Consider the following 22,025-nt stretch of genomic DNA (forward strand, 5'->3'; position numbering starts at 1 on the left):
AATAGAGAAAGCAGAACTTATTGTTATGATTCCTGTAAGTGTTATAGGTGATTTTCGTCTTTGTATTCCTGAGATAATTGTTGCTATTGGAAGTCTTCTTCTTCTGATAATGGGAGTTTTTTCTAGTAAAAAAAACTCATTTAATTTGATTATTATTCCAATAATTATTTTAGGTATTGCTTTAATTTCTTTTGTGATTGCACCTTTTAAGGGTATTGGTTTTTTTGGATCTTATATCTCTGATACATTATCTGATTTTGTAAAGATTTTCATTTTTACTAGTGGCATAACTCTTTTTATTATGATGTTTAGTTGTGTTCACTTAAAGCCTTTCAGTAAATTTGAGTTTCCTATAGTTATTTTAATATCTATTTTAGGTATGCTTTTACTCATTTCATCTAATGATATGATATCTTTTTATATGGCTCTAGAACTACAATCTCTTGCTGTTTATATCGCTATTGCTATGAATCGTGATAGCATGGCATCCATTGAAGCCTCTCTTAAATATTTTATTTTAGGAGCTTTTTCATCTTGTTTTTTGTTATATGGAATGTCTTTTATTTATGGTTTTACTGGTTATACAGATTTTTCGAATATATCGGCGTCATTATTTGTTGGAGAAAACTCATTTGTATTAATAATAGGTATAGTATTTATTATAGTTGGGCTTTTCTTTAAGATAGCGTTGGTTCCTTTTCATATGTGGCTGCCTGATGTATATGAAGGTTCGTCTATGTTTGTTACTGCTTTTATGTCTACTATTCCAAAATTTACAGTTACTATGGCTCTTCTTCGTATATTTAGTACGTTTTGGCCGATAGTTTCTGATCTGGTGCGGATTTTTATGATTGTTTCCGTATTTTCTATTCTATTGGGCTCTATCTCTGCAATTGGTCAACAAAAATTAAAACGACTTATAGCATATTCTTCTATAAGTCATATAGGATATGCTTTGATTGGTTTATCAGTTGGTACGACCATTGGAATTTCTGCTACAATCAGATATATGGTAATTTATTTAGTTGTTGTTTTAGGCCTTTTTGCATGCATTTTGTCTTTAAAGCGTAAAGACGGAAAGCCTATTAAGAATATTACTGATTTTTCAGGATTATCAAATACTTATCCTTTTTTAGCTTTTATAATTACTATTCTAATTTTTTCATTAGCAGGTATTCCGCCTTTTGCTGGTTTTTTTGCTAAATATTTCTTATTTTTATCTGCTATAAAGGATGGTTGGTATTTATTGTCAATAGTTGGATTATTATCTTCTGTTATATCTATTTATTATTGTTTGCTAATAGTTAGTGTTATTTGGTTTCATAAATCTAATGAAAATCTTATTGTTACTAGCAAATGGTTGAAACTAGTATATTCTATCTCTGGTTTATTAGTTATATCTTACTTTCTATTTGAAAATTATCTGAGTTATTTAATTAATATAATTGTTTTATCTATGTTTTAGTCATGTCATTTGGTATATCTCAATGTAAAATCCCTCAAAATTTTCGTTGTGAAATTTTTGATTCTATAGATTCTACAAATGATGAATGTATGAGACGTGCATTATCTGGTGATCCTGGTGGATTGTGGATAGTTGCTTCTCATCAAACTGCTGGTCGAGGTAGAAGATCTAAAGTATGGGATTCTAATAAAGGAAACTTATATTCTTCATTGCTATTAATTGATAATATATCTAATAATTCTGCAACTTTATTGCCGTTTGCTACTGCAGTAGCTATACATTCAGTTATAACTTCTATTTTGCCTGTTGAAGCAGATATTAAAATAAAGTGGCCTAATGATTTGCTGATTTCTAAGCGTAAAGTTGCAGGTATTTTGATTGAAACTATAAAATTAAAAAATGATTTGCAATCAATTATTATTGGAATAGGCATTAATATTGAATATTGTCCTAAAGATGTTCCATATCCTGTAACTTTTTTAAATAAAGAAGGTGTAGACTTGGTTTTAATTGATGTTTTGCCAATATTATTTCAAGAGATGGAAAAAATATTGATTATATTAAAACAAGATAAAGGAAGAGAGGAAATTATGAGACTTTGGCGTTGTTTTGCTTATGGCATAGGTGATTTTATAACAATAAATCTTCCCAATCGTTCAATTAAAGGTCGTTTTATTGGAGTTGACGATTTTGGATATATGTTATTAGAAAAAAAGGGTAGTTTTTTTCGATTTTTTACAGGAGAAGTTTTTGAATAAAATGAAAGATCAAATATGGTAGAACGAAAAGACTTGGTTTTCTTGCCACTTGGTGGTGTCGGTGAGATTGGAATGAACATGTATCTTTATGGATGTGGAGTTCCTGGAAAACGCAAATGGATAATGGTTGATTGTGGAGTAGCATTTCCAAGAGATGATTCCATAGGAGTAAGTTTGGTTTTCCCAGATATTACGTTTCTACTGAAAGAACGTAAGAATCTTATGGCTATTATTATTACGCATGCACATGAGGATCATTATGGTGCTTTACATGATTTATGGGTATTATTAAATGTTCCAGTATATGCTTCTCCTTTTGCTATTGCTCTTTTAGAGGCTAAAAGTTTTTACAATCACGTTCCTAATAATATTATATGTAAACCATTTAAAGTAGGAGATAAGATTGATATACATCCTTTTTCTATTGAACCTTTGCGAGTGAATCATTCAATTCCAGAATCTATGGCATTAATTATTCGTTCTCCATTAGGAAATATTGTGCACACAGGTGATTGGAAAGTTGATGATACTGCTATACTCGGAGATACTACAGATCAGAAGGCTTTATGTGCAATAGGTAATGAAGGTGTCTTGGCATTAATGTGTGATTCAACTAATGCAATGTGTGATGAATCATATATTACAGAAAAGGATGTAACTAATGGGCTTTATAATATAATTGAAAAAGCTTCAGGATGTGTCGCAATTACAACTTTTTCATCAAGTATTAGTCGAATTTGTAGTATAATTGATGTTGCTGAAAAACTAGGTCGTTATGTTTTGCTACTTGGAACTTCTTTGAAAAGAGTAGTAAATGTTGCTATTGATATTGGTTTAATTAAAAAAGATCAAAAATTTCTTTCAGAAGAAGAATTTGGTTCTTATCCTCGGAATAAATTAGTTATTATCCTTACTGGAAGTCAGGGTGAGCCACGTTCGGCTTTATCTCAATTATCACGTAATGGAATGTGTAATATATCATTATGTGAGAATGATTTAGTTATATTTTCATCTCGAGCCATTCCTGGTAATGAAACTGCAATAGGTGATGTAAAGAATAGGTTGATAGAACAAGGTGTTAAAATAATTGTTGGAGATTTAGACAATGCAGTTCATGTTTCAGGTCATCCATATCGTAATGATTTGAAAAAGATGTATGAATGGGTTCGCCCTCAAATTATTGTGCCAATTCATGGAGAAGCTATGCATCTTGTTTCTCAAAGAGATCTTGCCTTAGAGTTTGGTGTTTATAATGTTCCATTTATTAGAAATGGTCACATGTTGCGTCTTTCCCCAAGTCCTGTTGAGATTATTGATGAGGTTGTTCATGGAAGATTTTTTAAAGATGGTCATTTGGTAGGTAAAAGTGAAGATTTAGGTATCTCTAAAAGAAGGAAGCTTTCTTTTGCGGGGCATTTATCCGTCAATATAGTTGTTGATAATTATTATGATATAGTAGGTGTGCCTGAAATTATTGACATAGGATTACCTTTTTATTGTGCTGATGGAACAAAACTTAGCAAGATTTTATTAAAAACGATTATTACGACAGTTATTAATATGAATAAATCTAGTCGTAAAGATTTGAAATTGCTGCGAGAATCGATTAAGAAATCTTTGCGTTCTGCCATAAATAATATTTGGGGTAAAAAGCCTATAGTGACTGTTTTCGTTAATAAGATATCTTATTAACTTAATAATATAGATTATTTACCATATGTATTATTATATATTAAAAACTTTTTAGAATAAGAGTATTTATTGTACAAATAATCTTGAGTAATTATATAACGGTAAGGATAATCTTATTATGAAGAGATCTAGGTATTTTTTGCCAATCATGAATAAAAATCCTAAAAATGCAGAGATTATTTCGCATCAACTTATGCTGCGCTCAGGAATGATTCATCAGCATTCAAAAGGAATATATTCTTGGCTGCCTCTAGGCAAAAAAGTTCTTGATAAAATTAATATAATTATTCGTGAAGAGCAAAATCGGATAGGTGCAATTGAACTTCTTATGCCAACTCTACAATCAGCAGATTTATGGCATGAAAGTGGTCGTTATCAATCTTATGGTAAGGAGATGTTACGTATATTTGATCGGAATGATAAGCCAATGCTTTATGGTCCGACCAATGAAGAAATGGTTGTAGATATTTTTCGTTCTTATGTTAAATCATATAGAGACCTTCCATTGAGCTTTTATCAAATTCAATTAAAATTTAGAGATGAGCTTAGACCACGTTTTGGAACTATGCGTTCCCGCGAATTTATTATGAAAGATGCCTATTCTTTTGATTTGACTCGTGAGTCTTCTGAACATTCCTATAATAAGATGTTTGTATCATATCTTCGTATATTTCATCGTATGGGACTTAATTCTATACCAATGCGTGCAGAATCTGGTCCAATTGGCGGTGATTTAAGTCATGAGTTTATCGTCCTTGCAGATACGGGGGAAACGCAGGTTTTTTGCTCTAAAGATTTTATTGATTTTTCTATTCCTCCAGATACTACAGATTTTGATGATGTTGTTGGAATAAAAAATATAGTTAACAATTGGACTTCCCCATATTCTGCTACTTCTGATGTTCATGATGATAATTTATTTAGTTCTCTGCCAGAAGAAAAAAGATTTGTTGCACGAGGGATTGAGGTAGGGCACATTTTTCATTTTGGCACTAAATATTCTAAACCAATGTTTGCAACGGTTAAAGGCCCAGATGGGAAAGATCATTATGTTAATATGGGATCGTATGGGATTGGTTCGATGAGGATTGTTCCTGCGATTATTGAGTCTTCGCATGATGAAAAAGGTATTATTTGGCCTGATTCAATATCTCCTTTTGATGTTTATGTTATTAATTTGAAAATTAAAAATCATGAATGTAGTGCGGTATGCGATAAGATTTATGAAAATTTATCTAGCATGGGCTGTGATGTGTTTTTAGATGATATGGATGATCAGGCTGGATCTAAATTTGCTATAGCCGATTTATTGGGTTTTCCATTGCAAATAATTATTGGTACAAGGTTTATTTCTAATGGTATTATTGAAATAAAACATAGGGCTACAGGAGAAAGAAAAGATATGTCCTTAGATGAAGCAATAAATTATATTAGTAATTTTTTTGCTAATATAAGCAGATGAATTTAATATAAGTGATTGTACGACGATGTTTGTTTTTTCTAGATTAGAGATTAAAGTTGCTCGGCATTATTTATTTTCGCATAGACGAGATTCATTTATTTCTGTTGCAGTATTTGTTTCGTTTATTGGAGTTATGATAGGTGTGATGGCTTTGATAGTTGTTATGTCTGTAATGAATGGATTTAGGGCTGATATTATTAAACGTGTTTTGGGTGTTAATGGACATATAATAGTATATCCAAATTATTCGCAGTTTAAAGATTATAAATCTATTGAGAATCGTCTTAGTTCTATTAGTGATGTTAAAAAAGTTTTGCCTTTTGTAAATGGTCAAGCATTTATATCAAATATGGGATTAGGTGGGTCTGGTGTATCTGTGCGTGGTATAGAAGAAACTGATTTCACTAATATTACTGGTTCTTTTGTAGATTTTTATGGGAATAAATCAGATATTTTCATGAATGGAAGAGGTATAGTTATAGGGGAAAATCTTGCTAAAAATTTGGATGTTATAGTTGGTGATAAAGTAAAACTTATTTCTCCAAATGGTGATGTTACTCCTTTAGGTACATATATTCGATCTAAGACATATACTGTTTCTGCAATTTTTAAAACAACAATTTCGGATTATGATTCTGGAATGATTTATATGTCACTTAAAGAAGCTAAGTTTTATTTTAACTTGAAAAACGATATCTCTGGTATAGAAATTTTTGCTGAAAATCCTGATAAGATTACAACAATAAATAAAAGCATTCAAGAAATTTTGGGATATGATGTATCGGTTATTGATTGGAGACAGCGTTATAAATCTTTATTTTCTGCTATGGAAATTGAGAATAATGCAATGTTTGTTATTCTTACATTGATAGTCTTTGTTGCTTCTCTTAATATTGTTTCTAGTTTAATTATGTTGGTTAAAGAGAAAAGTCGTGATATAGCGGTTTTACGCACTATGGGTGCAAGTATATCTTCCATTATGCGTATATTTTTTATGATAGGTGCTTTTGTTGGTATTTCTGGAACATTTGTAGGTGTTATTAGTGGAATTTTAATATCTTTGAACATTGATTTAATAAGGAAATTTATTCTTAATACATTTGGAATAGTTATATTTGATATAAATGCATATGCATTAACTGAATTGCCTGTTCAAATTTCATGGCATGAAGTTTTATGGGTTATTATAATGGCTGTTTTATTGTCTTTTTTTGCGACAATTTTTCCTAGTTGGAGAGCGTCTAGAGTAGATCCTGTTAAAACTTTGCGCTATGAGTAGGAGGCTATATTGAATAATAATGATTTACTAGTACTTCAAAATATCAAACATGTCTATCGACATATAGAAGATTCATTTCCAGTCCTTGAAGATGTTAATATTAGTTTGAGAAGTGGTGAAATGACAGCGCTTGTTTCTCCATCAGGGACAGGAAAATCTACTATTTTACATATTGCTGGCTTATTAGAAGTTCCAGATGAGGGAAATGTAATTATTGATGGACAATTATGTAATGAATTATCTGATGATGATAAGTCGTTTTTGCGTTGTTCTAAAATTGGATTTGTATATCAAGCTCATCGCCTTTTAACAGATTTTTCTGTTATAGAAAATATTATTTTACCACAAATGATTGCTGGGGTAGATTACAAGGAAGCTTATAAGCGTTCGATGGACCTTTTGGAATTTATGGGAATGGTTAAATATGCTAACCGTCGCTCTTCTGACCTCTCTGGAGGAGAACAACAGAGAATATCTATTTGTAGATCTATTGCGAATGCTCCTATGATTCTTTTGGCAGATGAGCCAACGGGTAATTTAGATCCTAAAACAGCAATTTCGGTATTTGGTGTTTTGAGAGAGCTGGTCATTAACTTTGGTTTATCGGCTCTTATTGCTACACATAATTATGATATTTCTTCTCTTATGGATCGTAAAATTACAATTAAAGATGGAAAGATTGTTGAATTATAGTTTATATATATTCTAACTTGTTTTTGGCATAGTTGCCAATACTATGTAATTGACATCTTTATTGTTTTTAGAAATGCTCCATTTATCAAATAATATATTATAGTTTATTCCGACACAATCTATGATTTTTGCTTTGTTTGCTAACAGCAAAGCATATATTTCCTCTGGTTTTACTAGTTTTTCGTATTGATGTGTTCCTTTTGGTAACCATTTTAATATATATTCTGCTCCTATAATAGCCAATAACATTGCTTTAAAATTACGGTTGATTGTTGAAATAAACATTAAACCATCACTTATCATAAGTGAGCAACATATTTTCATAAAGTAATCGATATTTTCAACATGTTCTATTACTTCCATGTTTAAAATAACATCGAATTTTTCATTAGTTTCCACTAATTCTTCTGGACAAGTTACACGATAGTCAATTTTTATTTTTTCTGAATCAGCGTGATTTTTTGCGATTTCAATATTTTTTGATGAAGGATCTATCCCTACTACAGTTGCTCCCATTTTTGCAATTGGTTCTGATAGCAGTCCACCGCCGCAACCTATATCTAGTATACGCAATCCTTTTAAGGGATATGCTTCATAGCTATCTCGTTTAAAATATTGTATTATTTTACTTTTTATATACGATAATCGGACTGGATTTATTTTATGTAATGGGCGAAATTTTCCATTTGGATTCCACCATTCTGATGCTATATTTGAGAATCTATTTATGTCTTCTTGATTTTTAGTGGTATATTCTTGAGATCTGTGTTTCATGTGGATTACCTTGATGAAATTACATAATAATGATCTACTTATTTTTTAATGTTTGCAAGTAATATTTTGTTTAGTTAATATTTTGATTAATCCTATGACATTTGTAATTATAACAATAAAATAACCTATTGGGATTTATAGTATGGCGCGTATTGTGATGAAATTTGGTGGTACGTCTGTTGCTAATATTGATTGTATCCATAATGTTGCTTTGCATGTGAAGCGTGAAGTCGATATGGGACAAGAAGTTGCAGTCGTTGTTTCTGCTATGAAAGGAGAAACAGACAGATTAACTTCTTTGTGTAGAAAAGTTGCATCTAATTATAGTAAAAGAGAGCATGATGTAGTTGTTTCTTCTGGAGAGCAGGTATCTGCTGGTCTTACTGCCATTGCTTTACAATCAATAGGCATTGATGTTTTATCATTACAAGGATGGCAAATTCCTATTTTGACAGATTGTTTTTATGGATCAGCACGCGTTCTTAGTATTAAAAGTAAAAAAATTATTTCTCAAATGAAAAAAGGAAAAGTTGTAGTTATTCCTGGATTTCAAGGTGTTGATCATGAAGGGTTTATTACTACTCTTGGCCGTGGAGGATCTGATACTTCAGCTGTTGCGATAGCGGCTGCTATTGAGGCAGATCGTTGTGATATTTATACGGATGTTGATGGTATTTATACTACTGATCCACGTATTGAGCCTAAGGCTCTTCTAATGAAAAAAATTTCATTTGAAGAAATGTTAGAGATGTCATCTCTTGGCGCTAAGGTTTTACAAGTTCGTTCTGTAGAATTAGCGATGTTACAGAAAGTATGTTTGTCTGTGCGTTCAAGTTTTGTAGATCAAAGTAAGTTTATTGATACGGGACAAGAATTGCCTGGTACACTTATTTGTAGTGAGGAAGAAATTATGGAAAAAGAATTTGTTACTGGAATTGCTTATACTAAAGATGAAGCTCAGATTTCTTTAAGACGATTGCAAGATCGTCCTGGTGTTTCAGCATCTATTTTTTCTCCTCTTGCTGCAGCTAATATTAATGTTGATATGATTGTTCAAAATATTTCTGAAAACGGCAAGTATACGGATATGACGTTTACTACTCCTTCTGTTGACTTAGAAAAAGCACTTTCAGTTCTTGCTGATAATAAGGATAAGATAGGATATGATGTTATTCAGCATGATGATAATCTTGTAAAAATTTCAGCTATAGGTGTTGGTATGAGAAGTCATGCGGGAGTTGCATCTGATTTCTTTTTATGCCTTGCTGATAAAGGTATTAATATTAAGGCAATTACTACATCCGAAATTAAAATATCTGTCTTAATTGATAGTTCTTATACAGAGTTAGCAGTAAGATCTTTACATTCTTGTTATGGCCTTGATAAATGAATTAGTATTTTTTTTGCTATTTATTAATATTATATTTGTCAATATAAGAGTAACTCTAACAAGTAATTTTTATTAGCAATTTAATGTAATTAATTGTTTATTATAATTCAGAGATATATCGATTGAGTATTATAATTAGAATAAGTTATGTTATTTATTTGTAAGTAATAGTTTGTGTAAGTTAATTTAGATTGTGAGGAAAATTATTTATTGTTGGGCTATATGATTATATCTATAGATATTATTTGCATTTTATATGATTTTTTGTATAATGATTTTACAGCTTAGTATAATCGTACGTAAAATAGTGTTGCGTGGACTTTGACTTTGATAATTAGTAGTGTTTGTGTGTAATCGGATGCTTCTGGCTGTTAATTTTGCTTTTATTAGATTTAATGTTGCTTTTGCAATATAAGCGCTGTTTTTGCTTTATAGTACAGTTTTTTTCTTGCTTAAATATTTTTTTGGGAAGATGATATGATAATATTACTCTAAGGTGTATTGTATAGTTGTTGTTAAATCTTCTAATCTATTTTCGTTTGACAATGGATGTTTTTATGTTTCCAATTTTTTCTTTTTTATCGATATGTTATGTGTGATTAGCTTTTTGATATAATAGTATTATCGTTTTATTCCCGCTTATAAAATGAATGGAACGAATTGTGATAGGCGGATTTAATTATACTAATATTTATATTATAATAAATTACTTTATGTTCTGGTATTTGCATAAAGTAATTTATTGTTTATATGGTATTTTTATTATGTCTGAGATGATTTTTATATCATTAAAATTATTTCTTGTTTTTTAAAAAAGGAATTAATGATCCGATCAATATTATTAATTTATTTAGGTGAATATTTAATATAATGATCAATATGTTGTATGAGATTAGATTATTTATTTTAAGTTAATTTAATGTTTAATTGTTTATATTTAGGTTTATTAGAGCTTAGGTTCATTAATTGTTTAAATTGTTTTTTGAATATTTAAGCTCTGTTACGTTACTGCGATATTTCTGTTCTATATAGATATGATTTATTTGGAGATGATAATGATAAGTAATTAATTTATGAAGCAACTTTGCTTGATTATTTGAATATGTTATCGATTAGTTGATTTTATGATCGAATAATATTTACAATATTGTTATTTCATTATTATGACGATCAGTTTTACCTGGATACGAATATTTTGCGCTGTATTCAATTTTAGATAATATGTGTGTTTGTATCAACTTTTTTTGAAAGTTTTATAGTTTGGTTTGTCTTTCTCATGAACAGATGTGCGATATAAAGAATCGTTTTTCTGAAATTGAATTTCAGATGTCACAATCGCCTCCTATTGACGTATATATTAAGCTTAATGCTGAATATTCTACGATCAGTCCGGTTGTTGCCAAAATTGATATTTATGATAAAGCAAAATTAGAAGAAAAGGATTTACGTGCTATTATTGAAGATCCAGATTCTGGTTTAGATATTCAAGATATTGCTCAGGCCGAGATTTTAGAATTAGAAAAGAAAATAAAAGAACTTGAATATGAAATAAGTTGTTTATTGATTCCTAAAGATGCTGATGATGATAAGAGTTGTGTTATCGAAATTCGTGCTGGAACAGGGGGGGCAGAAGCGGCATTATTTGTTAGAGATCTTTTCTATATGTATGAGCGTTATGCAATGGCTAGAAAGTGGAAGGTTGATATTTTATCTTCTAGTGATAGTGATGATGGTGGATATAAGGAAATAATTGCAACAATATCTGGAAGAGGGGTGTTTGCTCGTATGAAATTTGAATCAGGTGTACATCGAGTTCAGCGTGTTCCTGCTACTGAAGCTAGTGGAAGGATTCATACTTCAGCTGCAACTGTTGCAGTTTTGCCAGAGGCAGAAGAAATAGATATTGATATTTCTCCAGAAGATATTCGTATTGATACTATGCGTGCATCCGGTGCGGGTGGGCAGCATGTTAATACCACTGATTCAGCAGTAAGGATTACTCACATTCCAACAGGTATAATTGTAACTTCTTCTGAAAAATCACAACATCAGAATAGATTGCAAGCTATGAAAGTTTTACGATCTCGACTTTATGATACCGAAAGAAGACGTGTTTCTAATGAAAGATCGGCGGATCGTAAGGCCCAAATTGGATCTGGTGATCGTTCTGAGCGTATTCGTACTTATAATTTTCCACAAGGACGTATTACGGATCACAGAATAAATCTAACACTATATAAATTGGAATATATAATGCAAGGTGATATTGATGAAATTATTAATGCATTGATTACAGAACATCAAACAAGAATGATGGGTTTTGCTAGTGACTAATTTGTCTTTAATAAGTGATCTACCTCCAACTGTTGGAGATTGTCTTTCTTTGATTAAGTATTATTTTAGAAATTCTGGATTAAAAAGATTAGGTAATCCTATTCATTTTTTATGCGGAATTACTGGTTTATCTGCGTGTGAAGTGGTTGCTTATCCAGGTATAGTTCTGGACAAAGAACAGCTTTTATTGCTTAAAAAAGCAATTATCAGATACTTGAAACATGAGTCTATGCATCGTATTATTGGATGGAGAAGTTTTTATAATTTAAGATTATCTCTTTCAGTTGATACTTTTGAGCCTCGTCCTGAGACAGAGCTTTTAGTAGATGTTGTTCTATCGCATTTTTTTTCTCAATTAGAGAATAAAAGTATTGTGAAAGTTCTTGATCTTGGGACTGGTACTGGTGCAATTTGTCTTTCTTTATTAAAGGAATGTTCTAATTTTAAGGGTTATGGCGTTGATATTTCGAGTGAAGCCCTAAAAATTGCTAGTAATAATGCTATAATTAATGGTGTATCCGATAGATTTTCTGCAATACAAAGCGATTGGTTTTCTTCTGTTAATGGGGTTTTCGATATTATTGTTTCAAATCCGCCCTATATATCATCTGATGTAATCGATACCCTTGGATCTGAGGTTAAATATTTTGATCCTCATATTGCACTTGATGGTGGAACAGATGGATTGTTTCATTATAGAGTTATAGCAGATGGTATATCGAAAAAATTGACTAAGGGTGGTTTTTGTTGCTTAGAGATTGGATATAATCAAAAATTAGATGTTGTGCGTATTTTTGAAGATAGGCAATTGTTTTTATTAAATTCTTTTAAAGATTATGGGGGAAATGATAGAGCATTATTGTTTTATCACTAGTTGTTTGAGTTTTTTTGATTTCTTATAATATTGGGGAATAAGGCATAATGAATGAATGAATATATGGATTAATTTTTTCTATTGAAAATGGTAAACATCAGGTATTTATAAATTGAATGGGTAATAAATGAGGTCAGGACAGCAATATAAACGTAGTCGTGGACGTGGATCCAATGGTGGCAACGGGAATTTTAATCGTAAAAACATTAATCCATTAGTACGAAATTATGATAGTGCTGGATATGAAGTTAAGGTTCGTGGTACTGCTCAGCATATAGCTGAGAGATATTCAACTCTTGCTCGTGATGCTATTAGTGCGGGTGATTATGTTGTTGCAGAGAACCATTTTCAACATGCAGAGCATTATAATCGTATTATTGCTTTGGCTCAAGCAAAGATTCAGGAAAAATTGCAACTTGATGAACAGGAGAGCCTTATTGAAAAAGAGAAGAGGTGCAAGATAGATCATTTAAATAATGGATTTATGGATAAGCCTGTCGATTCAGATACAAAAGAAAATATTTTCAAATCTCCTCCAGATAATCAGCCTAATATTGAAGATATTGCATTTGACGCACCTATTCCAGATAGAAAAGTTCCTAGTAAGATTGCGTCTAATAGAAGGACATTGCGTCCTCGCAGATTTAATAATAACAGCAACCCTAAAAAAGAATCATCTAAAAATTCTTCAGAGGGGGCATCTAGAAATTCTTCAGAGGGGCCATCTAGTGTATAAAAATTAAAAACCGGATAGTTACTTTTATGGAATATTTCTGATAGATTTAAAGGAGGTATTTTTTGATGAATAGTGAAAAATATTCAGAGTTATTGAGAAGTGTATTTCAATCTTCACAAACATATGCTCTTGCACAGGGTCATCAGAATTTAATGCCTGAGCATATTTTGCATGTATTCCTTGAAGATGATAAAGGTATTGCATGTTCGTTAGTTAAAAGTTCAGGAGGGGATCTTCAAAAACTTAACACTTCTAATCAAGATGCTCTTGCTAAGTTGCCACAAGTTACGGGTAGTGGATCTCAAATTTATCTTTCACGCCCATTAGCTGAGGTTTGTTCTAAAGCAGAGGAAATAGCTAAAAAATCAGGTGATTCTTTTGTCACAGTAGAAAGATTTCTTCTTGCTATGATTTTAGTTCATAGTTCTTCTGTATCAGTTTCTCTTAAAAAATGCGGAGTAAGTGTTAATAGCCTTGAGGAAACAATTAAAAATATTCGTAAGGGTCGTGTAGCTGATTCTGTAAATTCAGAACACGGATTTGATGCTTTAAAGAAGTATTGTCGTGACCTTACAGCGGAAGCTCGAGATGGAAAACTTGACCCTGTCATTGGTCGAGATGATGAAATGCGCCGTGCTATTCAAGTTTTATCACGTCGTACCAAGAATAATCCAGTTTTAATTGGAGATCCTGGTGTTGGTAAGACAGCTATTGTTGAGGGCTTAGCTTCACGTATTATTAATGGTGACGTTCCTGAATCTCTTAAGGGAAAGAGATTGATGTCTCTTGATATGGGAGCTTTGATAGCTGGTGCAAAATTTAGAGGAGAGTTTGAGGAGAGATTAAAGGCTCTTCTTGGAGAGATTCAGTCTGAAGAAGGTAATATAGTGCTATTTATTGATGAATTGCACATATTAGTCGGAGCAGGGAAAACTGATGGAGCAATGGATGCCTCTAATCTTCTTAAGCCCTCGTTATCTCGAGGAGAGTTACATTGTATAGGAGCAACAACATTAGATGAATACCGAAAGTATATAGAAAAGGATCCGGCTCTTGCTCGTAGATTCCAAGCTCTTATAGTCGGGGAACCTACGGTTGTTGATACAATATCTATTTTACGTGGTCTTAAAGAAAGATATGAACAACATCATAAAGTTAGAATTTCTGATTCTGCTTTAGTAAGTGCAGCAGTTCTTTCTAATAGATATATTACTGATAGATTTCTTCCTGATAAAGCCATAGATTTGATGGATGAGGCATCTGCTAGAGTTCGTATGCAGATAGATACTAAACCTGAGGTTCTTGATGAAATTGATCGTCGTATTATTTGTCTTAAAATAGAAAAAGAGGCTTTAAAGAAAGAAAAAGATCAATTTTCTGAAGAACGTCTTTTATCCTTGCAAAATGAATTGGTTTCTTTAGAAGAAGAATCAAGTACTTTAACCTTGCGTTGGCAAGAGGCTAAGAAAAAGATTTTTTATGCTGCTGATCTTAAAAAACGATTAGAAACAATGCGTAATGAATTAGCTGTGGCGCAGCGTCAAGGAGAATTTGAGCGTGCAGGAGAGCTTGCTTATGGATTGATTCCAAAAATAGAAAAAGAGCTAGATGAAACTTCAAAACCAGATGATATGGCAACGGATATGATTCATGAGGTTGTGACTTCTGATAATATTGCTAGTGTAGTATCTCGTTCTACTGGCATTCCTGTTAGTAAAATGTTAGAAAGTGACCGGGAAAAATTTGTTAAAGTTGAGGAAGAGCTTTCTAAATATGTAGTTGGTCAGAATGCTGCTATTGAATCTGTTTCTAATGCATTGCGTCGTTTTATAGCTGGCTTACAAGATCCAAACCGTCCAATGGGATCTTTTATGTTTTTAGGGCCAACGGGGGTCGGAAAAACAGAGTTAGTCAAGTCTTTAGCGCGTTTCTTATTTGATGACGAAACCTCTATGGTGCGCATTGATATGTCAGAATATATGGAAAAACATTCTGTATCTCGTTTAATAGGTGCTCCTCCTGGTTATGTTGGTTATGATGAGGGTGGGGCTTTGACTGAAGCTGTGCGTAGACATCCTTATCAGGTAATTTTATTTGATGAAATTGAGAAGGCTCATAAAGATGTTCATAATATCTTATTGCAAGTTTTAGATGAAGGAAGGTTGACAGATAGTCAAGGTCGTACTGTTGATTTTCGTAATACACTTATCATTATGACTTCTAATTTAGGTGCGGAGTTTATGTTGGAAGATACTAGTGATGAAAATTCTGTTAATGAAAAAGTAATGAGAATGGTGCATTCCGAATTTAAACCTGAATTTTTAAATCGTTTGGATGAAATAATATTATTTCAGAGATTACGTGAAGATGATATTTCGAAAATTGTTCATATTCAGCTTGATAAGCTATTATCTGTTATTAAAAAGCGCAATATATCAATAGATTTTGATGATCAAGTTGTTATTTGGTTATCGTATAAGGGCTATGATTTTGCTTATGGTGCTCGACCATTAAAAAGAGTAATACAGAAATATATTCAGAATCCATTAGCTGAAAAGATGATTTCTAATGAAATATCTGAAGGTGATTCTATCAAAGTATTGGTCGAAGAAGATAAACTTATTTTTCGTACTGTTTAGATTACTTTGTTAAAGTAAAGGTAATATATCTCTTAAATGAATATTCTATATTAATAAAAAGATTTTTTTCTTTTAAATTGATTTCTTCTTGGAGATATTGGATTTATAATCAGATATCACAGGATGTAAAAACACCTGTGATATCTGATTATTAGCATATATGATGTCATCAAAATTTATATATGATTTGAAATATTTTCCCATATTTAATCGTAATTTGATGATAATTTATATAACTATTATTTGGTCCATTTTATAAGGCCCTATAAAATATATCTTTATGAATAATATGAATATTGAAGTTTTGCTGGTTTGTTTGTTGAAATATTTCCTTCAACTTTAACACCAAAATTTTTATTATTTATATTATTCCCTTCGTATTTTGCAGTTAATTTTAATTCCCCATTTTCTAAGGTGTCTATATAATAGGAAGTTTTTCCTTTCATTGTTTCGTTTATATGTTCAATATTGGCTATTTTATGTGCGAAAGGCTTGTTAATAAAAATACCTTCTTGTGCAAAAGAAGAAATTAGTTGAATCTTTTTAAAATCATTAGGAAATATTTTTATAAGACTTTTTAACATATCGAATGAATCTTTTGATGCTATATCATTTCCATTTATTACGAACTTAGAAGATTTGGTTGCATCTTTTAGTCCTTTAAATATTTCATTATGTTTTAACATTAAAAAATCAAGAAATAAATGTTGACCAAAACTATCTAGTCTTTTTGATAGATTTGATTTTACAACAGGTTTCCATTCTATCTTTTTAGATGGGTTTTGGACTAAGATCTTCTCTTCTAAGGCTGTATTTGAGATAATATTTTTATCTTTTGCAAAATTACTGTTATCAACATATTTTGTTCCCATAGTTTCTGTTTTAACAGAGCTAATTTCATCTTTAATTGATCTAGAGCTTTCTTGGAGAACTTTAAAATCATTTATTATTGTTTTAGCTTTAATTGCATTTTCAGCTACTTTTGCCCCTCCCCGTGCTAAAGTTGCTACAACCTTAATACCATATCCGAAAACTGGAACAAGTATAAGGGCATCCGTAATTACGCCTACTATGCCCCATCCAGTATTTCCTTTTTTAAATTCATTGATAGTTCCATAAATAGGGATTAAGTTGACCATTACATCTTTTGCGTTACTAAAAAAATCAGATGACTTTTTATTTGGATTGGTTATAACATTTGATTTAGTGCTAACATTTGGGCTAGTGACAACATTTGGTTTAGTAACACTAATGTGATCCTTATTATAATTATCAATACACGTTTTTACTATGTTTTGATTGATATTTTTATTTGTCTCTGCAATATTCATACTCATAGTTCCTAAAATTATGTTATAAAAAAAATTTTTTAAAAATTATTAAAAATCTATAGAATGTAAGTAATTTATATAATTAGTATTCTTATCTTTATTTATAAAAATTTTCCAAAATATTAGACAATTTATCTGTATCTAAGTTTCATATTTCTATGTTTGTGGTCTTTATAGACTTAAGATAATATCACTTCTTTCACATTTATAACCATTGATTTACATTATTACCTATTCTAGGTAATACCAGTATAATTTCATAAAAATAGATTATATTTATAATGATTTAATATATATAAATAGATATTATTAGTAATATCATTCCTTTTTATAGTTTTATTAGAATTATTTATTCAATATATTTATTAATCAATTATATTTATCTTTTTCTTTTTTTATAAATAGTTATAATTTTTTGTTATACTCATAATATAAATTATAATAATTTTAATAAAAATTATTATATATTATTATTTAAGTAAAATGTAATTTATATATAAATATAATTTATATTATATTAAATTTAAATTTACTTTTTAATAATTATACTTATATATTTAATTAATATTTATTTAATACTTATATATATTATATTTTGTTAAAAGATAAAGTATTTGAAGATTTTTAAATAAACTACTAGATATACAAGTTTTACAAACTTTTATAGTACTTATTATTTTATAAAAATTATGTTTAAAAGCACGAATAAATTATCTTTTAGGATAAGATTATAAAAACGATACCCATTTCTGTTTTCATTACTTATTGAACTTTAATAGATTTTATCTTTTTGATTTTTATTGTTACAATTTTGCAATCATTAAAATCATATTATTACAATCACTAATCTATTAAATTTAATTTTCTATTATGCATCAATATTATTTATAATTATCAAATTTTAATTGTGCTAATTTAAACATGATTAAATTTTTAAAATATAAAGTGATATTAAACTTACAGTTATCAATCAATAGTTTATCACTTTGATTTTTAATCAGATAAGATACAATTTATTTTTAATATAAGTTCAGTTTATTATTTTGATATGCTTTTATGGTTTTTATAATTGCACTAACAATTTTCTTCTTATATGGATATTTCTCTAAATATTTTAAATATCAATAATAATTTTTATAAGAAGTAATAAATCAAAAAATTTAGTTTTAATAACATGAATGAGGCATGAAATATGCGCAGACTATTATATATTTTTTAATAGATAGTTTAAGTTTTCGCTCAATTACATCAAAAAATAGCAGAGATATTATCTCTGCCATTTTTTTGGTATATAATAATATTTATATCTTATGCAATAATATTATTTGCTATTAATGCCTAATTAGCCGGTTGGTGATGGTGCTGTTCCTGCTGCTGATTTTTCTCCTGCTGCTGGTGTTGCTCCTGCTACTGGTGCTTTTTCTGCTGCTGATTGATTACATAATCTTTTCAAAAAATCACATCCGCTTAATATAGAAGTAGCTATAACAGTTGCTATTAAAACATTTAAAGTCGATTTTTTAGAACTCATTATTATTTTCTCCGATAGGATAATATTAAAAAAACCAAATAAACCGCTCTGAATAGTATGTATATCCTCATATTTTTCTTAAATATTAATTAAAATATATTGTTTTATGATTGTATATTGATAATTATTGACAATAATTTATTTTAATCGCATTTTTGAAATCATATATATAGCATAGATAATATTTTCATGATTGATACTTATTGTTATTTTGCTTACTTAAAACTGGATCTATATTAAGATTATTCACATCTATATAAGTTTTAGAATATTAATTTATAGCAATTATATAATTAGATATAATCTATTTTATAATTTACGATATAAGATTTTGTTTTGATTAAAAAATACGTTTAACTATATATTTTTTATATTAATAATTATAATCTCTTTTATTTTATATTTTTAGCATTATAGGTAACTTATTTGCTACAAAACAATAATTGACATAAATCTCATTTCTGAGATACAATCTCTTACATGATTGATTATATAAATATATCTCTTGTGCGTCTACCTCATGCAGATGATCTGCCTCTTCCAGAATATAAAACATCTGGAGCTGCAGGTATGGACTTATTTGCTGCGTTGCCAGGAAATGAGCCTATGATTCTATTGCAGGGAATGCGTTCTCTGGTTCCTTGTGGATATCTTATCGCAATACCTTCAGGTTATGAAGGACAGGTAAGGCCTCGTTCTGGCCTTGCATTGAGTAATGGTATAACCTGTCTTAATTCTCCTGGAACTATTGATAGTGATTATAGAGGTGAAATAAAAGTATTGCTAATTAATTTAGGTCAAGAGGATTTTATTATCAAAAGAGGTATGCGTATTGCACAGTTGGTTATATCATCTTTTGTTAAAGCTATTCCTCAAGTAGTACCAGATATTTCTTTAGAAAAAACCGATAGAGATGATAGAGGTTTTGGTTCCAGCGGACTTTACTAGTTCTTTGTTTTTTAGTTTTTAATATTATTACAAGTAAATGTATATTTTAGTATATATATATATTTATGGTTTAAGAAATATATCTTATTGTCATAAATAATGTTATAAAACTCTATTAATTGACTATTTTATATTGTATATTGATTTTTTACGATAAGCTATTGCTTCAGCAATGTGAATTGTTTTAATTATTTCTGATGAATCTAAGTCTGCAATAGTTTTAGCTACTTTAAGTATCTTATGGTATCCTCGTGCTGAAAAAAGCATTTTTTGGGCAGATTGTTTTATAATAGAACTGCTTTTTGAATCAAGAACAGCTATTTGTTCTATTAATTTAGCGGAACAAAGAGCATTACAAGTTGATGTAACACCCATTTTTTCTAGCCTTTCTTTTTGTCTGTTTCTTGCTATAAGAACACGATCAGCTACTGTTATGCTTGATTCAGAATTATTATGTGAAAAAAGATCTTCTAAAGGAACAGCTGGTACTTCTATATATATGTCGATTCTATCCATTAAGGGAGCAGATATACGAGATTGATACTCTATTGCACAATGCGGACCTCGTAGGCATAGATTATCATCTTTCATTGTAACGCCACATCTACAAGGATTCATTGCAGCTATTAATTGAATACGTGCAGGATAGCTAACTTTGCGATTAGCGCGTGCTATAACACATTTGCCGGTTTCAAGCGGTTGACGAAGAGCGTCAAGTGTATGAGGTGAGAATTCAGGTAACTCGTCTAAGAATAATACACCATTATGAGCGAGAGAGGCTTCTCCAGGTAATGCTCGTGTTCCACCTCCTATTAATGCTGCTGTTGTTGCAGAATAATGAGGATTACGAAAAGGTCGTTCTTGCAAGAAATAATTTCCATTATATAATTTCCCAGGAATAGAGTAAATCATAGATACTTCTATAGCTTCTTCTAGAGATAAAGGAGGCAATATTGATGGTAAGCATGATGCAAGCATTGATTTTCCTGCACCAGGGGGGCCCATCATTAGCAAGTTATGACCTCCAGCTGCTGCTATTTCTAAAGCTCTTTTGACAGCCTTTTGACCTTTTATATCTGCTAGGTCTGGCTGATTATCAGTTGCTTTATAATGGGATCTTATAGGTCGAGATATAATATGCCTTTTATTTAAATGATTTATTAATTCTATCAAGTTATCAGCTGCTACTATATTCAGATCTTCTGATACTAATGCAGCTTCAGATCCACAAATTTTTGGACATATAAGACCTTTATTTAATTTTTTAGCACATAAAGCTGCAGGTAATACTCCATTTATTATAGCTAATGATCCATCAAGATTTATTTCTCCTAATGCTATATAATTAGACAATGATTCACAATTAATTGCTTTAATAGATGCCATTAAAGCTAGAATAATAGGCAAATCAAAATGAGATCCTTCTTTAGGTAGATCAGCTGGTGCAAGGTTGATGGTAATTCTTTTATTTGGTAAAGCCAGTCCGCATGCATAAAGTGCTGCTTGTATTTTTTCACGACTTTCTATAACAGCTTTATCTGGTAGTCCAACTATTTGAATTCCAATTCTGCCAGGAGATAGCATAACCTGAACTTCAACAGGTATTCCTTCTATGACTTGAAAAGCTACTGTTAAAATTTTTGAAATCATAATTAAAACATTAAAATATTGTTAGTATATTATATATTTAAAAAGCAAGTCAAAATAATTATGATTAAAAAACAATTCTTATTAAATTATGTTTATACTATTATCAAAAAATATTTTTTTAAAGAGTTATATTTTAGCAATTACTGATAACTTAAAATTAATAATTATAATCATTTTAATAAGATAATTTAATAAATAGAATGATTTACTTTAAAATTAATATTTACATATTTGATTTAGTAGTAAATACCAAAATCATAATTTATATGATATAGTAAATATTAAAGAGCATAATGCAATATTTAATATTCTAATTTCAAAACGAATACTGCTTTATAAATATACTTAGCAAAAACATATATAAAACTAAACATGATATATCTATCGATATAATCACTATTATATCACAGGGAATTGCCATTATTATTTCTATAAGTTGTCATTATACATTTATATATAATAATAACAA

16 protein-coding genes are annotated in these 22,025 nt (G+C 30.0%); 12 read left to right on the forward strand and 4 right to left on the reverse strand.

The features are described from left to right. Positions 1-25 precede the first annotated feature (25 nt). From LAM_RS02820 to LAM_RS02845, 6 genes are all read left to right on the forward strand, one after another. Complete coding sequence (locus LAM_RS02820; RefSeq protein ID WP_007557224.1) at positions 26-1,465, forward strand: NADH-quinone oxidoreductase subunit N; 1,440 nt, start codon at positions 26-28, stop codon at positions 1,463-1,465. A gap of 2 nt (positions 1,466-1,467) precedes the next feature. Next, positions 1,468-2,223: a biotin--[acetyl-CoA-carboxylase] ligase gene (locus tag LAM_RS02825; RefSeq protein WP_007557222.1), complete on the forward strand. Its 756-nt coding sequence runs from the start codon at positions 1,468-1,470 to the stop codon at positions 2,221-2,223. A 15-nt stretch (positions 2,224-2,238) separates the two neighbouring features. Next, positions 2,239-3,915 (forward strand): ribonuclease J, encoded by a 1,677-nt coding sequence (locus LAM_RS02830; RefSeq protein WP_007557221.1) that lies wholly within the window; start codon positions 2,239-2,241, stop codon positions 3,913-3,915. Positions 3,916-4,033: 118 nt separating this feature from the next. Next, on the forward strand, positions 4,034-5,377 hold the full coding sequence (gene proS, locus LAM_RS02835) for a proline--tRNA ligase (RefSeq protein WP_007557219.1): 1,344 nt from the start codon (positions 4,034-4,036) through the stop codon (positions 5,375-5,377). A 25-nt stretch (positions 5,378-5,402) separates the two neighbouring features. Continuing rightward, the gene (locus tag LAM_RS02840; protein WP_007557218.1) at positions 5,403-6,656 is read left to right on the forward strand and encodes a lipoprotein-releasing ABC transporter permease subunit; all 1,254 of its coding nucleotides are present in this window, start codon (positions 5,403-5,405) and stop codon (positions 6,654-6,656) included. Positions 6,657-6,665: 9 nt separating this feature from the next. Beyond that, entirely contained in the window at positions 6,666-7,349 is a 684-nt protein-coding gene (locus LAM_RS02845; protein ID WP_007557217.1) for an ABC transporter ATP-binding protein, read from the forward strand. Between the two features lie 12 nt (positions 7,350-7,361). Here the strand turns inward: LAM_RS02845 and ubiG are convergent, their stop codons facing one another. Then, entirely contained in the window at positions 7,362-8,123 is a 762-nt protein-coding gene (gene ubiG, locus LAM_RS02850; protein ID WP_007557216.1) for a bifunctional 2-polyprenyl-6-hydroxyphenol methylase/3-demethylubiquinol 3-O-methyltransferase UbiG, read from the reverse strand. A 142-nt stretch (positions 8,124-8,265) separates the two neighbouring features. Between ubiG and LAM_RS02855 the strand changes: the two genes are divergently transcribed. The 5 genes from LAM_RS02855 (at position 8,266) to clpB (ending at position 16,096) form a co-directional block, all read left to right on the forward strand. Beyond that, positions 8,266-9,513 carry an aspartate kinase gene (locus LAM_RS02855; RefSeq protein ID WP_007557215.1) on the forward strand — a complete coding sequence of 416 codons (1,248 nt, stop codon included), beginning with the start codon at positions 8,266-8,268 and terminating at the stop codon, positions 9,511-9,513. Positions 9,514-10,773: 1,260 nt separating this feature from the next. Then, a complete protein-coding gene (gene prfA / locus LAM_RS02860) occupies positions 10,774-11,847 on the forward strand; it encodes a peptide chain release factor 1 (RefSeq protein WP_007557214.1) in 1,074 nt (357 codons plus the stop codon). Next, positions 11,840-12,721: a peptide chain release factor N(5)-glutamine methyltransferase gene (gene prmC / locus LAM_RS02865; protein WP_007557213.1), complete on the forward strand. Its 882-nt coding sequence runs from the start codon at positions 11,840-11,842 to the stop codon at positions 12,719-12,721. The genes prfA and prmC overlap by 8 nt, the downstream gene beginning before the upstream one ends. A gap of 127 nt (positions 12,722-12,848) precedes the next feature. Continuing rightward, entirely contained in the window at positions 12,849-13,457 is a 609-nt protein-coding gene (locus LAM_RS02870; RefSeq protein ID WP_007557211.1) for a DUF4167 domain-containing protein, read from the forward strand. Positions 13,458-13,522: 65 nt separating this feature from the next. After that, positions 13,523-16,096 (forward strand): ATP-dependent chaperone ClpB, encoded by a 2,574-nt coding sequence (gene clpB / locus LAM_RS02875; protein ID WP_007557210.1) that lies wholly within the window; start codon positions 13,523-13,525, stop codon positions 16,094-16,096. 278 nt (positions 16,097-16,374) lie between these two features. Here the strand turns inward: clpB and LAM_RS02880 are convergent, their stop codons facing one another. Both LAM_RS02880 and LAM_RS05370 read right to left on the reverse strand, forming a co-directional pair. Continuing rightward, entirely contained in the window at positions 16,375-17,427 is a 1,053-nt protein-coding gene (locus LAM_RS02880) for a hypothetical protein (RefSeq protein ID WP_007557209.1), read from the reverse strand. Between the two features lie 1,342 nt (positions 17,428-18,769). Further along, entirely contained in the window at positions 18,770-18,958 is a 189-nt protein-coding gene (locus LAM_RS05370) for a hypothetical protein (RefSeq protein ID WP_007557526.1), read from the reverse strand. 480 nt (positions 18,959-19,438) lie between these two features. Between LAM_RS05370 and dut the strand changes: the two genes are divergently transcribed. Further along, entirely contained in the window at positions 19,439-19,906 is a 468-nt protein-coding gene (gene dut / locus LAM_RS02890) for a dUTP diphosphatase (RefSeq protein ID WP_007557527.1), read from the forward strand. Between the two features lie 123 nt (positions 19,907-20,029). Here the strand turns inward: dut and LAM_RS02895 are convergent, their stop codons facing one another. Continuing rightward, positions 20,030-21,556, reverse strand: coding sequence for a YifB family Mg chelatase-like AAA ATPase (locus LAM_RS02895; RefSeq protein WP_007557528.1), 1,527 nt, complete (start codon positions 21,554-21,556; stop codon positions 20,030-20,032). Positions 21,557-22,025 lie beyond the last annotated feature (469 nt).

This window comes from Candidatus Liberibacter americanus str. Sao Paulo (assembly GCF_000496595.1).
Taxonomy (GTDB): domain Bacteria; phylum Pseudomonadota; class Alphaproteobacteria; order Rhizobiales; family Rhizobiaceae; genus Liberibacter; species Liberibacter americanus.